Raw genomic sequence first — 14,942 nt, 5'->3', positions numbered from 1 at the left:
GGTTTCCCGAACCTGCTTAAGCTGGTCACTTATTTCTGCCAATATGGTCTAGTTGCGCTAGTCGTTGTTTATCGCATTGAGCATGTTATTAACATTAAACAGATAGGTGCGATCGCTGAGCATATCTGAAGAGAGCCTCTTCCCGTCAACCGCAGCCTGAATAAGATGTGAGCCATTAATTCTCCCTGACTGGCAAGCGGCACTCAGCGTTCTGTAATTGGGAATGCCTTGAGCCATGAAAGAACCACGATACGCTTGTTGAACGAGATTGAATGGTGTTAGCCGCTCACTAGCAGACGGGGTGTTGCTTAAAGCTGTAGGATTTGCAGCTGTCGTCTCCACTGTCTCGGCTTTGACACTCGGTGCGATCGCTACCGACATTACTAGAACTGATAAACCACAAAAAACTAGACGTTACCAGTGGACAAGGCGGAGAAATTCCCCCCCTCCAGTTTCGTCCGCAACCGATCTAGACCCGTAAAACTCGTGTCAAAGTTGAGAATTGCCCGACCCGCAAGAATCGTGTTGACATCCAAATCCTCAGTCGGAGTTTGTCCAGAAGGTACAGCTACTGTGTCACCAAAAGCATCAATGATACCGATATCTACTTCCCCATTCATGCGAGTTGTAGTGGAAAACTGATGGTCTTCAATGAAAGCGACCCGACCTTCTAACGTATCAACTCGCGTACCTAAGGTTGCGAGTTCAGTTTCAAACTCTTGAACTAGGCGTTGCAATGTTTCTAAATCTTCACGAGTCACAAAGTTTTCGGTACTCGCCGCAATCAAACGCTCAACTTGCTGCAAACAAGCATTCAAACCCGCTGCAAATTCATAACGGGTGGTTGCCCGGTTACCTCGGAACGTGCCATCGGGATAACCTGCAATACAGCCGTAACGTTCCACCAAACTCCGCAGCGCTTCATAAGCCCAATCGCCAGGAGAGACATCACTTAGCTGAGAAACGTTGGTGACTTGCCCCATCGGGTCATCAGCCGTGCTGTCATTGCTGTAATGATTAGTTTGTTCAAGGGTGTTGGTTGATTCAGCAGGTACTACTTCTGGCGCTGGCATGGCTTGAGCCAGTGTACTGTCTGCCAGTTCTAAAGTAGGACTGACTGTTGGAGAGGCTAGCTGAGAAAGATTTGATTCTTTAGCTACTGTCTCTGATGAGTGTGAGGCAGTTGGTATTGCTGATTCTCCTGAAGAAGTAGAGTCGATTTCTAGAGATGTTAAAGGGGAAAAACTAGATTTTTCGATCAACATCTGCGATCGCAAGTTATGGTCTTGAGCCGTTGGTTCTACAGATGCAGTGAGTTTTTCTGTAATGGTAATTGCTGTCTGCCTAGTAGCAGTTTCAGTGATCGCTGTCTGAAAGGCAGAAGCACTATTCACGAACAAAAGAGAGGCACCAAAAATAGCTGGACTCGCTGTCAAAGCGTTCCAGAGCAGACTAGACATTTTCTTTCTTCTAATATTTGAATTACAAAGTAGAGGGATGTTCTAACTTCACTAAATGTTGCTAGAACGCCCTCTTGAACATCTTGATCTTTATATTGTCATACTCAATTTACTCAAAATATTTAGTTTTACAAACCTGCTATAAATATTAAGTACGAGGGTTATTAGGCTACTTCTATACATAGTTTAAGCCTTCTTTCAACTCCCTTCAGGCTGAAACATTTTAGATAATTACGGCAAGGAAACTAAAGTATCTAGTAAGCCATCAACACTAACATCCGATAAATCTGTTAGTTGTAGTTTTCGTTCTATATGGGCATAGCAATGAGTGATTGACCGAGTGTAAGCAGGATCATAGTGGTGTGAGAGCAAATCCTCTACCAAGTTGTGCCACTCACCTGCCCCAATGAAGCGGTACCACTCATTAAGTTTTTCCCAACCATAGCGAGACTTAAGGCGTTCTAGCTTGCGTTTGAGAAGGTCAGGATGTGTAATTAAGTGTGGATATTCTTGTAAGAGCCATTCAACTCTGGCAGCTTGCGGCAGTTCTACTTCAACACATTTAGCTTGTTTTATTTGTTGCCAAAGAGATGAAGGTAAATAAACCTGTCCAATTTTGTTGCTTTCTGCTTCCACCCACACTGGCTTACTTGTCTCAAAGCCTTGTAGCGCTTGTAGTAGAATCGATTCAAAGCCTTTTTGTGAGGGTTGCGGTGAAGGTTTGCCTTCCCACTCTTGACCCAGTAGGGAACCACGATGATTGGCTAAACCTTCCAAATCCAGAACTTGGATGTTGCGCTTGGCTAGCTGTCGCAGGATGTGAGTTTTACCAGTACCCGTTAGTCCGCCTAATACCCTGTAGGTAAACTGTTCTGGCAAATGTTCTAGTTGGTCACGTACATAAGCCCTATAGGTTTTGTATCCCCCTTCTAGGACTGTCACCGACCAACCAATTTGCTTCAATACCAAAGCCATACTATTGGAACGCTGACCACCACGCCAGCAGTACACCAAAGGATGGTAGTCTTTGTCTTTTGCCGCCAAGTGAGTGTCGAGATGCCGAGCGATATTTTGGGCAACTAGGGATGCACCAACTTTACGAGCATCAAACGGGCAGACTTGCTTGAAGAGTGTTCCTACTTTTGCGCGTTCAGCATCATCCAATACAGGCAGGTTAATTGCATCTGGCATATGATCTTCGGCAAACTCGCTTTCGCTGCGAACATCAATAATTTCGCTGTAGGTTTCTGCCCAAGGTTGCTGGGTATAATTAGGCGATCGCAACATGACGGTTAATCTCTATCTAATCTGGGTAATGGTCTACCCAAACGCTAGGCTAACGCACCACTCAGTACTAAGTGCCAACTCCACAACCGATAACACGCTTGGAATTTAGCTAAAGTTAGCTAGGGCGGTTTTGCCCTAAGATAGTTTGGCTGTGGGCTAAGCTCACCCACAATAGTCAGTTATTCAATCATCTCTAGATCAAGGAGAAACAATGACTCGCGCGATTATGGAAACGGAAAAGGGCACAATCAACCTGGAACTGTTTGATCAGGATGCACCCAATACCGTGAAAAATTTTGTAGACCTAGCTGAAAAAGGGTTTTACGATGGTCTCACGTTCCACAGAGTCATCCCTAATTTTATGATTCAAGGCGGTTGTCCTCAGGGTACTGGAACGGGTGGCCCAGGCTACCAAATCAAATGTGAAATTAACTCTAATCAGCATTTGGCTGGTACTTTATCCATGGCTCATGCTGGGCGTGATACAGGTGGAAGTCAGTTCTTTATCTGCCACTCGCCTCAATCTCATTTAGATGGAGTACACACGACTTTTGGCAAAACGGAAGACATGAATGTTGTCAATGCTATCCGCAAAGGTGACAAGATTCTTTCTGTGAAAATTGAGAAATAGCTAGATTAGTTTCAAATCTACTGAAGTACGGGTTTTCCCCGCTCAAATTAATTCGGCGGGGAAAGTCAAAAATCGTTCCTAAGCTGTTTACTGGCGGCTAACAGCTATCTAAGGGCGTTCAAACTTGGAAGCAGGTTGGAAGTATTGTACTGGCTCATTCTTCAGAGCATTAAGCATGAAACTCCGCCAGATAGGTGCGACATAGACACCACCTGTTGCCCCACCTCCTATTGGTCTGTAATTATCATTGCCGACCCAAACAGCCGTTGATAACTGCGGGGTATATCCCGCAAACCAAATATCACGCTCTGAGGACGTTGTACCCGTTTTGCCTGCCGCCGGACGCCCGATTTGTGCAGCTTTTCCTGTACCGCTAGTAATCACATTTTGCATCACACTCGTGAGGGAAGCGGTAGCCCAAGGGTCAAGAACAAGCCGAGGCTTGGGCGTATTGTCTAGCAATACATTCCCCGCACTATCGGTGACTCGGACAATAACTGTTGGGTCAGAGTGCCAACCATTGCTGGCAAATGTGGCAAAGGCTCCTGCCATTTCCAAAGGTGTCATGCCAATCGCGCCTAGCGGTAAGGATGTCACGGGTTCCATGGGACTCTTTATCCCAAGGGTGCGGCAAACTTCAATTACTTTATCCAGCCCCACCGCTCTTCCGATTTTGACGGCTGGAACATTGGCAGAAACAGTCAAAGCTGTGCGAATGCTCATCGCACCAGAGTAGCCACCACCATAGTTTCTGGGGCTGTAATAGCCACTACCATCCCGATAGCTAACTGGGGTATCCATGACAGTAGACCCTGGTCCATATTTACCAGTAGCAAAAGCTGTGTAGTAAACAAACGGTTTAAAGGATGAACCAGGCTGTCGTCGGGATTGAATAGCGCGGTTAAACTGACTCTTGTCGTAGTTGACACCGCCTACCAAGGCTTTGACAAAGTGTGTCCGAGGATCGACAGCGGCTAGCGCTACTTGGTCAGCACGAACACCCCGACGACGTAAGGTGCTATGGGCGCGAGTAACCGTTTCTTCCGCCATGCGTTGGAAGTTGTAGTCAATGGTAGTTTGGACTCGCATCCCACCTTTGAGAACCGTATCCCGACCAAAGCGCTCATTGAGTTCAGCGACAACGGCTTCTGTGATGAAAGGAAGTTCGCTAGTCTGCCATGAGGTAATCTTACCCAGCTTTAACTTTTGATTACGAGCTGCTTCGGCTTCGGCGGGAGTAATCCATCCCATCTTTTGCATCCGGCTCAAAACGATTGCTTGCCGTTCTTTTGCCACTTCGAGGTTAACAAAAGGACTATATTCTTCTGGAGACTGAATTAATCCTGCAAGCATTGCTGATTCTGCCAAGTTGAGCTTATCGGCAGACTTACCAAAGTAGCTTTCGCCAGCCGTTTGGATACCGTAGTTATTGTGACCCCAATAAATTTGATTGAGGTACATTTCCAAAATCTGGTCTTTGGTAAAGATTTGCTCAACCCGGATAGCGAGTACAGCCTCAGCGATTTTGCGGCTAAACCTGCGTTCCCGTGAGAGAAATAGGTTTTTCACCAACTGCATTGTTAGCGTTGAGCCACCTTCAACCACACTTCCTCGCTCCCAGTTGGCTAAGAGCGCACGACCAACACTATTAGGGTTAATCCCGTGGTGCATATAGAAGTGGCTATCTTCCATCGCGATTACAGCCCGCTTGAGGGTTGGGCTGATTTTGTCTAATTTGACAACTTCGCGATTCGCTTCACCATGAAGACTAGCTAGAGATTTCCCCTTAACGTCATATATATAGCTGGTTTCTGTAGGTACATAGCCCCGTAGTACTCTGACATCTGGAAGGTTGCGAAAGCTAGTTGCCAAGCCAACCAAACCCCCAGCAACAATCGAGCTAGTTAGCATCGTGATGCCGAGGACGGTTCCGCCTGTTACCTGAGCGACTCCTTGCACAAACCGAAAACCTGGTGATGAACCGTTTTTCGGATCTTGTTTTTGTTGAATAGTGCTAGACGACACAGCGATTTAACTTCCTCACTCAAAAAAAGACTGAACGGACTTAGGTGGCAACGTTATGTCAATATTTTATATAGATGATTACAGAAGTTTATGCCATTAGCAGGATTACGGATAAATTGGATTTAGGGAAGAACATCTCAACAACTTCAGGAATATGGTTGCAGACGATTGTAAAGTCTTACGGACATGGTGGCTGCTTTCTCACTTTGCAGGGTGTCTATTGATGGCAAGCGGATTATGGTGCGATCGCTAAAACTCTACCGAGCTATCAGCTTTCGCGAAGCGCTCAAAGGACTAGGACAGGTGAGTGCGTTGCTCCTCAGGGTTCTAAGAGGAGGGTAGGTTAGAAGTAGGCAATGCCTTCCTCATGATAGGTGCATACTGGGTGAAAGTTTAACTGCTCAAACATTGATATTTTGGCATTATCTACAAAAAATGTTAGTCTCTCTGCTTAGGTTCGTATAAGAAAAGTAAATTTAAACAATCTATCACACCCTGCTAGTTGGTCTTTATAAGACGCTCCAGACGAATGTCAAATTCTGAATTATCAATTCCTAATGAGCTGGCTTGGCTCTACCGAGGTGTTAGTGAAATTTTTCCGAACCAATTGGATTCTCAAGATCCGAATGAGAATCTAGTTCAACGGATAGTACAAGCAGACCAACCTTTACGGGTTAAGTTGGGAATTGACCCAACGGGTGCAGATATTCACCTGGGTCATAGTATCCCAGTGCGGAAGCTGCGAGCTTTTCAGGATGCTGGACATACGGCTGTGCTGATTATTGGGGATTTTACGGCAAGGATTGGTGACCCGACGGGGAAATCTGAAGTACGCCGTCAATTGACACCTGCCGAAGTCAAGCAAAATGCTGAAACTTATTTGGAGCAGGTGCGACCAATTTTGGATTTTGAGACACCGGGACGCCTGGAAATTCGCTACAACTCTGAGTGGCTAGAGCAGTTGAATTTAGCAAAAACTCTAGAGTTATTGGCAACAATGACGGTAGGACAGATGCTAGCAAAGGAAGGGTTTAAGGAGCGCTACGAGCAGGAAAACCCCATTTACATCCATGAATTTCTTTACCCCTTGATGCAAGGGTATGACTCAGTGGCAGTGCAGGCTGATGTGGAGTTAGGGGGAACTGACCAAAAGTTTAATATTGCTGTGGGGAGAGATTTACAGCGCCATTTTGGACAGAAGCCGCAGTTTGGGTTGCTGGTGCCAATTTTGCTCGGAACCGATGGGATTCAGAAAATGTCGAAGTCGTTGGGGAACTATGTGGGACTGTCGGAAGATGCCCTAACGATGTACTCCAAGCTGGAAAAGACACCCGATAACTTGTTGGAGAACTATTTTGAGCTACTCACGAATTTGCCCTTAAATGAGCTACCCGAAGCACCACGCGATCGCCAAAAACAACTAGCTTTAAATATTGTCACCCAATACCACGGGGAAGCCGCAGCAAAAGAAGCTCAGCAGGCAGCAATTAACATCACTCAAGGAGACACTAGCGGCACAGGTGATGCTGTTCCGGAATTTTCTCTCTCGAATGTTGAGTTTCCCGCTAAGTTGTTCTATATCCTGAGTGCCAGTGAGTTGTGCAAGAGTAGTGGAGAAGGGCGGCGACAGATTCAAGGAGGAGGTGTGAAGCTGGATGGCGATCGCATTTCTGATGTTGAACTCAGCTTTGATTCCCCGGATGCTTTAGATGGCAAAATCTTACAAGTTGGGAAAAAGAACTTTAGACGGCTGGTAAAGTGAGTCAGGGTCATTGAGTTAGCAAAAACGAAGATCAGATGGCTGTAGAAGACAGGATTATTGTTCCCCTAGATGTTCCGACTGAGGCAGATGCGATCGCACTCGTAGAACAGTTGCCCCAAGTGACCTTTTGGAAAGTAGGTCTAGAACTCTTTGTCAGCACTGGTCCTGAAATTCTCCATACCCTAAAAAGTAAAAAAAAGCGGATATTTCTTGACCTCAAGTTTCACGACATCCCTAACACCGTCGCTGGGGCAATCCGTAAGGCAGCCAGCTATGGTGTAGATTTAATCACCATCCATGGAACAGCAGGTCGCAGTGCGCTAAAAGCAGCAAATGCGGCAGCACTGGAGGGGTCAGAAGCAGCAGGTTGTCCTCCTCCGAAGTTGATTGCAATTACAATTCTCACTAGCTTGACCTCACGAGATTTAGCCTTTGACCTAAAAATTCCAGTGGAGTTGCCAGAGTATGCTCTACAAATGGCACTATTAGCTCAAGAATCGGGCTTAAGTGGGGCTGTCTGTTCCCCTCAGGAAGTGTCACAGCTACGACAAGTTTGTGGAGATGACTTTCTCCTCGTTTGCCCTGGAGTTCGTCCCAGTTGGTCACAAACAGGTGACCAGAAGCGAACCATGACACCAGCAGAGGCAATCCAAGCGGGTGCTGATTACCTCGTTATTGGACGACCGATTACGGCAGCGACTGACCCAGTTGCGGCTTGGGAGCAAATTGGCGATGAGCTAACGGCTGCCGGTGTTTAACTTCACGCCTAGTCGATGGCTTCTTGTTCTCTGCTGGCTGGGGCTACAAAGTGCGTCAGCAGGCTATGGGTTAGCAGTGATGAGGGATGAGTTCAATTCTTCAACTCATTACTTGCTCTCTAAATCTTCAACTTGCCCTGCGGATGTTAATACATTAACGTCCCAGTTACTCAAGGATTTACCCAGTTATGCCAACCGAGTGATTCAACGGGCGCGACGTTTAGATAGAACCGTTGACAGTTTTAGTTACGTCCTCGTGGCAGGAAATCCAGAGTTTGAACCTCTTAGCCTTGGGCCGGGTCAATATACCTCCACTGCTCCAGGTGCTGACTTGGAACCCCCTCAGCAAGTTTTTCTGACTACCTTAGAGCGGCAGTATGGAGATGGTAGAGCGTTTTATAGACAGCATTACCACTGGCTATTTCTCACTCAAACACCTGATGGCTGGCGCTTGGCTTTGATGTTTTCTCGAATCGGTTCGGCTTCAGAAACCCGCCCGCCAACGCCGCCACGGGAGAGTAGTAATGGTGTTATTGGTCAAGCGGTTAATCTTTGGCTGCGAGATTGTCGCATGGGAACTCTTCGTAGTTCTTGATGAAGAGGTACAAAATGCGATCGCTTCTTTCAAAGATACGCCACGACTAGACCCCAATCAACCTATAGCAAAAGGCAGAGGGCAGAAGGAATAAGAGTTTTTATCTCATCATCAAGGTATGCAATTTATTGAAAATTGGCATATTTCTTGTTGCATTTATTTTCAATTGCCTACTTTAGCGGTCTGGAGCGAGTACAATCGCGATCGCTACTACCAGAGGATGGCAACTTATAAAGAATTAGAGTGCTACTAGCTTAGGATTTGTAGAAAACTACTCTTACTTTTTTAACTCTCTGCTCCTAGTCATTAGTAGAGAAGTAGTTAAGTGCATCTGTACGCCATTGATTACTAATACTGCTTCTTAGGGAACTAATTTGATTACACAAAAGTAAGCCTTACTTAAAAAAATACAACAATTGGAGAACAATTCAATGACTGACCAAACTTTTGAGAAACCAAGCTTTCGTCGGGAAATTCGCCTAGGACTGGTTGTTTACGGTGGAGTTTCTCTTGCCGTTTATATGAATGGGGTTTGTCGGGAATTCTATAATGCTGTACGGGGTAGAGGAGTTTATAAACTCATCAAAGCTCTGACTGATTCCGACATTATCGTCGATATCATATCGGGAACCTCAGCCGGAGGAATTAATGGTGTTCTTCTCAGTTATGCACTGACAAATAGCACAGCAGACCAAGTGGCTGATTTTGCAAACCTCGCTCAGATTTGGCGTGAAAGTGGCAATATTCTGGGTTTAATGCGTCAGCCTAGCCCTAGCGACTCTCAACGGGATTCTATCTTGGATGGAGAAGGTTATTATCAAAAACAGCTTAAAGAAGCTTTTGATAAAGCGCAAAACAGTAAGGCTCCAGCACCAACGGATGAGTGGCTTTCGGAGTTTAATGAGTTAGATTTATTCGTCACAGGAACTGATGTTTTTGGTCGAGTTTATAAAATTTTTGATGATACAGGACGTGTTATAGAAATCAAAGACCATAAGGGGATGTTTCAGCTCAAGCATCGTCAGGGTCGTAAGGAGCCATTTAACCCAGGCAGTACTTCTAATCCTGTAAAAGTTACTACAGAGGAACTCCATCAAGCTCTGGCTAAGCTGTGTAGAATTACTTCGTGCTTTCCGGTTGCTTTTCCTGTGGTCGATGTTCAACTAAAAGAAAGAAATCCAGTTGACCAAAAGTTAGTTGAATGGGGTCTTTTGGAAAAGCGAGAGTTACCAGATAAACCTCCTGAAGGAGGATATAAGCTATATTTTGTCGATGGCGGTGTGTTAGATAATCGTCCCTTTAGCTACACAATTAAGGAGATGTATTATCGTACTGCTAATCGTCCCGTTGACCGGAAGTTATTTTATATTGATCCAGGTCCAGATCGGTTTACCGACAGTGGGAATCAGCAATTTACTGCTATGCCTAAACCCAATACTTTGCAAGTGATTCAGGATTCACTTGTCGGAATACCAACCTATGAAAGTATTGGTAACGATTTGCAGTTAATCAAAGAACATAATGAGAAAGTTCGTCGCTACAGATCTATTCTCAAGGATGCAGAAGGGATTGCGGCTTCTAAGGAAGAGACTCGTCAGGAGAATCAAATCCAAGAAGGAGTTTATTTACGGAGTCGGTTGATTAGCTTACGCGATCGCATTTTGCCTCTAGTTCTGAGAATGGAGGAAGACACGAAGTCAAACATTGACAAGCAAGCTATTTTAGAAAAAACTGCGACTTTGTTAACTGAACGTGTTATTGGCAATAAAGAAGCAGAAAGCAGTGAAAAAATTCTGAGAGCCTTTGGAGAACAAATTCGCAATCTAGATATAGCTTATTCTCTTCGCAAACACTTTTATATCATTGCGAAAGTTTGCCAAATTCTTGATAATAACCAAAGTCAAAATGAGTACAAGTATGTTCAAACGCTTGCTAAGAATCTTAGCCGTCAAATCAAGATACTAGAAGTTACTCAGTCAGCTTTAGATATGATGCTGAGCTATCCAGCCGTAAGCAAATCTTTTTACGAATTGCTAGACCAAGAAAAGTCACCTAATCTATTGCGTGGTCAGTTTTATGAGCGTTTACTTCGCTTGCACCGATTTTTATTGGATGCTGAGGGATTAGAAAGTTTTTCACCATTGGAAGCTGACAAGTCTCATTTACAAGAAGTTCCCGCAGACTTTTTCATAACTTTACCATCAATGGGTCTAGAAGCTTATCCCAACGATTGGGTATCCCAAAAGCGAGTTTCTGGAATTTTTGCTCAACTCAAAGCAAAAATCAGTAAGTTTTCTAACCCAGATGAACTTAAACAAATTTGGAACGCCAAGGATTTTAGCTATGACAAACAGGAAAATGCAGAAGGTTTCCTCAATATTCTGCGACAAGTAGAACTGGCTACGGAAGCTTTAATACAAGGTAGTCAGATTAGTAGCTGGCAAAAGGTTCTATATCAGTTTACAAACTTCCGAGAATTAGATCAGATTCTTTATCCCTTTGAATATCTAACGAACATAACCGAGAAAGAGTTGATTCATACAGTTCGTATTAGTCCTAATGATGCTCAAATGGGGTTTGGGAAAGAAAAGAAGGCTAAGGATAAGTTAGCGGGAGAAACTCTATACGCTTTTGGAGGATTCTTTAAAAAATCTTGGCGGTCTAATGATATTCTCTGGGGCAGGTTAGACGGACTGAATCGGATTGTGGAAGCGTTGATAACGACTGAATCAGTCCAGCGGTTTCCTGAATTTCTGAAACGCCAAGCTAGAGAACAGGGGTATCCCCAAGAAGGGGAAGAGTTTGAAGCATTCAAGGAAAAGTACATTGAATTTCTCGTTAAGCAGTCTTTACCTCATTCACAACCACTTGACCGCCTGAAAATTATTGACTATCTTCGCAAGTTAGCTAATCCTGAGCAGTTCAGTGCAGAGCGACTGCAAAACCTTTTGAAGGATTTCCTAGATGATTTAGTTCGTGAGGGACATCGTGAGATTTTAAGTACTGACTTGCAGAATGTTATTGCTGATGAAATTGACGAGCAACTTAATTGGAATAGACAACGAGTTGAGTCAACTGAACCCAATCAAAAACCAAAGTATCTACCTGTTGCTGGTTACTTCGATCGCAGTGTAAGTGCTTTGGCAGCAGGAACATTAGCGAAGGAAGCGATTGAAGATTTGGTGCGTACTCCAGGGGGGACAGAGGATTATTTTCTTAAGACTTATAAAGTGGGTGAAGAGTCGGTATTAGACAGCGTTCCGACAGTCGTGCTGGCAAACCTCTCCACTCGATTTGGCTTGATTCTAAGAAATGTCGTTCTTACTACTTTAGGCGATCGCTCTAAGCGGTTACGCCGGAGTGTAATCTATAACGTTCTGGATAAGTCGTTACAGTTGTTCTACTGGTGGTTACAGCTAACCGCACCATTAGCATTGCAGACACCAGATTTCCTTCTGAAGCGCCCTCTAGTTGTTGCACTTCAGGTTGTGTTGTTACTGCTGGCTATTCTTGGTGTAGCGATAACTGTCTCGAAATCACTAACGTGGGTGCTGATTGCCTTGGGTTCGACGGTACTGTGCTGGTTTTTGGGAACGCCTTGGAGAAAAAACAAGAGTAAGTGATTTAGATAAGTTGGACTCAAGAAGGTAAATTAGTTGACCGTTGGCTGTTCATAGTCAACGGTTAACTGTTAGTAGTAGGGTAGAACCTAGGCTAGGACACTAAGAAGCGGAATAAGAATGAAATCTTTTGGGGATTGGTCAAAACAACTGGGATTCTCAGGAGTAGTCTTGAATGTGGGACTAATCGTTACAACGTCCTCCTCGGCTTGGACTGCATCACCTGTAGCGGAGATGGTTACCAGTACCCAAGTCAATAGGGAGGTGGAGAACAAAGATTTGCCTCGTGTCACAACTGAGCCAAATCTTGAGGTAGACGAAGCGGGTTTAATGCCTTCTGTGAATGTAGCGGATGACACTTCGCTTCAATCTAGTATGACCTCTCCCCCAACCCCTCTCCTGCAAGGAGAGGGGAGTCTTGTATCAATTGGGTTAGACGATAGCAGATTCCATACCCCCCCAATCCCCCTTGTAAAGGGGGGAGCAATCAAAGAATATGTGTCAAACTCAAACCCAACTGGTATTACTCCCCCTTCCCTTGTAGGGAACCGGAGCTTTAGTGAGGAGGCTGGGGGGTTAGGTTCTGAATTTGTGCATCCAGTGGAGAATCGCTATAACGCTGTTACCGAAAAGATGCAGCTAAGTCAAGCAGAAACAACGCCTCAGCCAGCAGCAACGCCGAATTCAGCGGCTGAGGAATTGGATTTAAGTCCGGAAATTATTGAAAATAGCCCTGTTTTGCAGCGCTGGTTGGAGGAAGTGCCGAATGTTTTGGAAGACATTCGCAATGATCCCAGTTTCCGCACGCGATTGCGCCTCGGTTACTCTAACTTTCCCTCTAACGATGACGCATCGGGATTTAATGTTGGTGTGGAAGATGTATTTATTGGTCGTACTGGCTTGACGGTGAGTGGGGATTATCAGGCTTCTTTTAATGGCGATCGCCAAACTTTCGGCGCAGATTTACGCTACTATGTGCTTCCCTTGGGAAGTTATGTCAATGTTGCACCCTTAGTAGGCTACCGAAATATAGAATCTAACGACTACTCAACAGATGGTATCAATGTTGGGGCGCGGTTGATGTTAGCTTTATCTCGCACAGGTGCAGCCGATGTTTCTTTAACTCAGAGTTTTGTCTCTCCTGGTAGCAGTGATGAAGTAGGTATCACAACGCTTTCTTTTGGCTATGCGGTTACTCGAAATTTGCGCTTGTCTACAGATATTCAAAAGCAGAATTCGAGGGAAGAAAAGGACAGTAGAGTGGGAATTGTTTTAGAGTGGATGCCTTGAGCAAAAATTGTTTAGTCATGGAGTAGGAAACATCTCAATTTAGAGAATCGCTTGACTGGTCTATGATGTTTTTTGTATCTGTAAACTCTAACTTGTATTTTTCATGGAAGGGCGAGTAAGCAGGATCTTTCCTCATCTCTCGAAAAATTGCCCAAGTTTCTAGATGATCATATCCTAGTTTTCTACTTGCTAAGACTTCAGGGAGAAGTTGAAAAAACTGCTCATTTTCATCTAACAAAGCAAGCCGAGCTAGCTGAAAAAGAGGTTCCTTAGCTGAAAAATCAGCTTTTTCAACTTCAAAACGAATTTTTTCATAGGCTCCCTGCCACTTTATGCTCTGCCAGTAGTTCAATTGCCCTATTAACCGAGACCTTTCAGGCATTTGTTTATCGTTCATAACAAAGTAACTCAGACCCTCGGCAATATTCCATCTCTCACTAGACAAATGATTAAATGCAATATCAATAAGCACATTTGCACGAACTTCATCTTCAGGAGACAGCTTTTTCCATAACTCAGAAGCAATCAAAATGAAGTTAAGTTCAAAAAGACTGATTGAAGCGTCAAGATAATCAGGAGAGACTTGCACTTCGTCACCTAGGGCAAAATCATCCTTGAATTCTGTAGCAACTTTCTTTCGATAAATAGAGTTGACACGCCCACCGTTATGAACTATCAAATTACGCCTTAGGTAGACCTCAGCGAGTTTATTTTGGTATGGTTTTAGATAACCCATAGACAAGCCAATAGGTGTGTTAAAGAATTTAATCCACTCTTCAAAACTATCTCGTATGAGGTTTTCTACTTTAGAATCTATTAGAAATCTTCTTGCATCTTCTATAGAACCAAAATCTTCTAACTCCTTTAAATTAAAAGACTTCTCTTTAGTATAAATAATACCTGGGTTTTTCTCTAAGTATTCGTGGAGAATCTGTGAAATAAACCACTCTGATGTACTGGTAAGGGTAATTAAAGAACTCCTATATAAAAGTTCCTGTTGACGATGTGTTCCTAAATATATTTTTAAGGCTCGTGTAAATGATGATTGAAGGCTTTTGTTACTAAAATTAAGTTTAGCTGTTTTATTGTCAGAACCATTGTCTAGAATTTCAATGTCAACTTTTTCAGCTAACTTTTCTTCGAGCTGCTCAAGATTATTATTGGATTCTATTTTGTTTAAGCTATCTTCAGGCAAAAGCTTTTTAAAAGCAAGAAGCAGCGGCAACATATCATTAGCCTGGGATTCTATTACTTCTTGTTGATGTTTATTTAAAAATGGTGCTATCAAATCAACAAAATCACGAAGGGCATTCAAATTATCAGAAAAATTTGAAATTGTATTAACGAACATATGTGATGGTAAGTCCAATTAAAGCCTCTAAAATATTTATTGAATGAGTAAAATCGTAATTTGTTCTTTAGTATTTTTGTGAGTGCAGTTTAGAGTAATTGTACTGACGGTCTGCACATCGGCTCGTTTAAGCGTATTCCGTAACAAGATAGACTAATAAAAA

General features: G+C 43.9%; 12 protein-coding genes. 7 read left to right on the top strand and 5 right to left on the bottom strand.

Features of this window, described 5'->3' with window-relative positions:
- Window positions 1-57: 57 nt before the first annotated feature.
- The 3 genes from AC5JL3_RS34535 to mnmH all read right to left on the bottom strand — a co-directional run bounded on the left by AC5JL3_RS34535 (window position 58) and on the right by mnmH (window position 2,747).
- On the bottom strand, window positions 58-381 hold the full coding sequence (locus tag AC5JL3_RS34535) for a hypothetical protein (RefSeq protein ID WP_496078757.1): 324 nt from the start codon (window positions 379-381) through the stop codon (window positions 58-60).
- 26 nt (window positions 382-407) lie between these two features.
- Entirely contained in the window at window positions 408-1,460 is a 1,053-nt protein-coding gene (locus tag AC5JL3_RS34530; protein WP_496078756.1) for an iron uptake porin, read from the bottom strand.
- Between the two features lie 231 nt (window positions 1,461-1,691).
- A complete protein-coding gene (mnmH, locus tag AC5JL3_RS34525; protein ID WP_496078755.1) occupies window positions 1,692-2,747 on the bottom strand; it encodes a tRNA 2-selenouridine(34) synthase MnmH in 1,056 nt (351 codons plus the stop codon).
- Between the two features lie 211 nt (window positions 2,748-2,958).
- Here mnmH and AC5JL3_RS34520 point away from each other — a divergent pair, with 211 nt between their 5' ends.
- Window positions 2,959-3,378, top strand: a complete 420-nt coding sequence (locus tag AC5JL3_RS34520) for a peptidylprolyl isomerase (RefSeq protein ID WP_192220169.1) — start codon at window positions 2,959-2,961, stop codon at window positions 3,376-3,378.
- A gap of 108 nt (window positions 3,379-3,486) precedes the next feature.
- Here AC5JL3_RS34520 and AC5JL3_RS34515 read toward each other — a convergent pair whose 3' ends face one another.
- Window positions 3,487-5,403, bottom strand: a complete 1,917-nt coding sequence (locus AC5JL3_RS34515) for a transglycosylase domain-containing protein (protein ID WP_496078754.1) — start codon at window positions 5,401-5,403, stop codon at window positions 3,487-3,489.
- Between the two features lie 213 nt (window positions 5,404-5,616).
- Here AC5JL3_RS34515 and AC5JL3_RS34510 point away from each other — a divergent pair, with 213 nt between their 5' ends.
- The 6 genes from AC5JL3_RS34510 to AC5JL3_RS34485 all read left to right on the top strand — a co-directional run bounded on the left by AC5JL3_RS34510 (window position 5,617) and on the right by AC5JL3_RS34485 (window position 13,428).
- Window positions 5,617-5,745 (top strand): hypothetical protein, encoded by a 129-nt coding sequence (locus tag AC5JL3_RS34510; RefSeq protein WP_277927595.1) that lies wholly within the window; start codon window positions 5,617-5,619, stop codon window positions 5,743-5,745.
- Window positions 5,746-5,932: 187 nt separating this feature from the next.
- Entirely contained in the window at window positions 5,933-7,165 is a 1,233-nt protein-coding gene (tyrS, locus tag AC5JL3_RS34505) for a tyrosine--tRNA ligase (RefSeq protein WP_496078753.1), read from the top strand.
- Window positions 7,166-7,200: 35 nt separating this feature from the next.
- A complete protein-coding gene (pyrF, locus tag AC5JL3_RS34500; RefSeq protein ID WP_496078752.1) occupies window positions 7,201-7,923 on the top strand; it encodes an orotidine-5'-phosphate decarboxylase in 723 nt (240 codons plus the stop codon).
- Window positions 7,916-8,518: a hypothetical protein gene (locus AC5JL3_RS34495; RefSeq protein ID WP_496078751.1), complete on the top strand. Its 603-nt coding sequence runs from the start codon at window positions 7,916-7,918 to the stop codon at window positions 8,516-8,518. Before pyrF ends, AC5JL3_RS34495 begins: the two co-directional genes overlap by 8 nt.
- Before the next feature lie 431 nt (window positions 8,519-8,949).
- On the top strand, window positions 8,950-12,141 hold the full coding sequence (locus AC5JL3_RS34490; protein ID WP_496078750.1) for a patatin-like protein: 3,192 nt from the start codon (window positions 8,950-8,952) through the stop codon (window positions 12,139-12,141).
- Between the two features lie 117 nt (window positions 12,142-12,258).
- Window positions 12,259-13,428: a hypothetical protein gene (locus tag AC5JL3_RS34485; RefSeq protein ID WP_496078749.1), complete on the top strand. Its 1,170-nt coding sequence runs from the start codon at window positions 12,259-12,261 to the stop codon at window positions 13,426-13,428.
- A 34-nt stretch (window positions 13,429-13,462) separates the two neighbouring features.
- Here the strand turns inward: AC5JL3_RS34485 and AC5JL3_RS34480 are convergent, their stop codons facing one another.
- A complete protein-coding gene (locus tag AC5JL3_RS34480; protein WP_496078748.1) occupies window positions 13,463-14,797 on the bottom strand; it encodes a hypothetical protein in 1,335 nt (444 codons plus the stop codon).
- Window positions 14,798-14,942: the final 145 nt, after the last annotated feature.

The organism is Symplocastrum torsivum (assembly GCF_059505465.1).
This window is presented reverse-complemented; position numbering and strand designations above follow the sequence as displayed.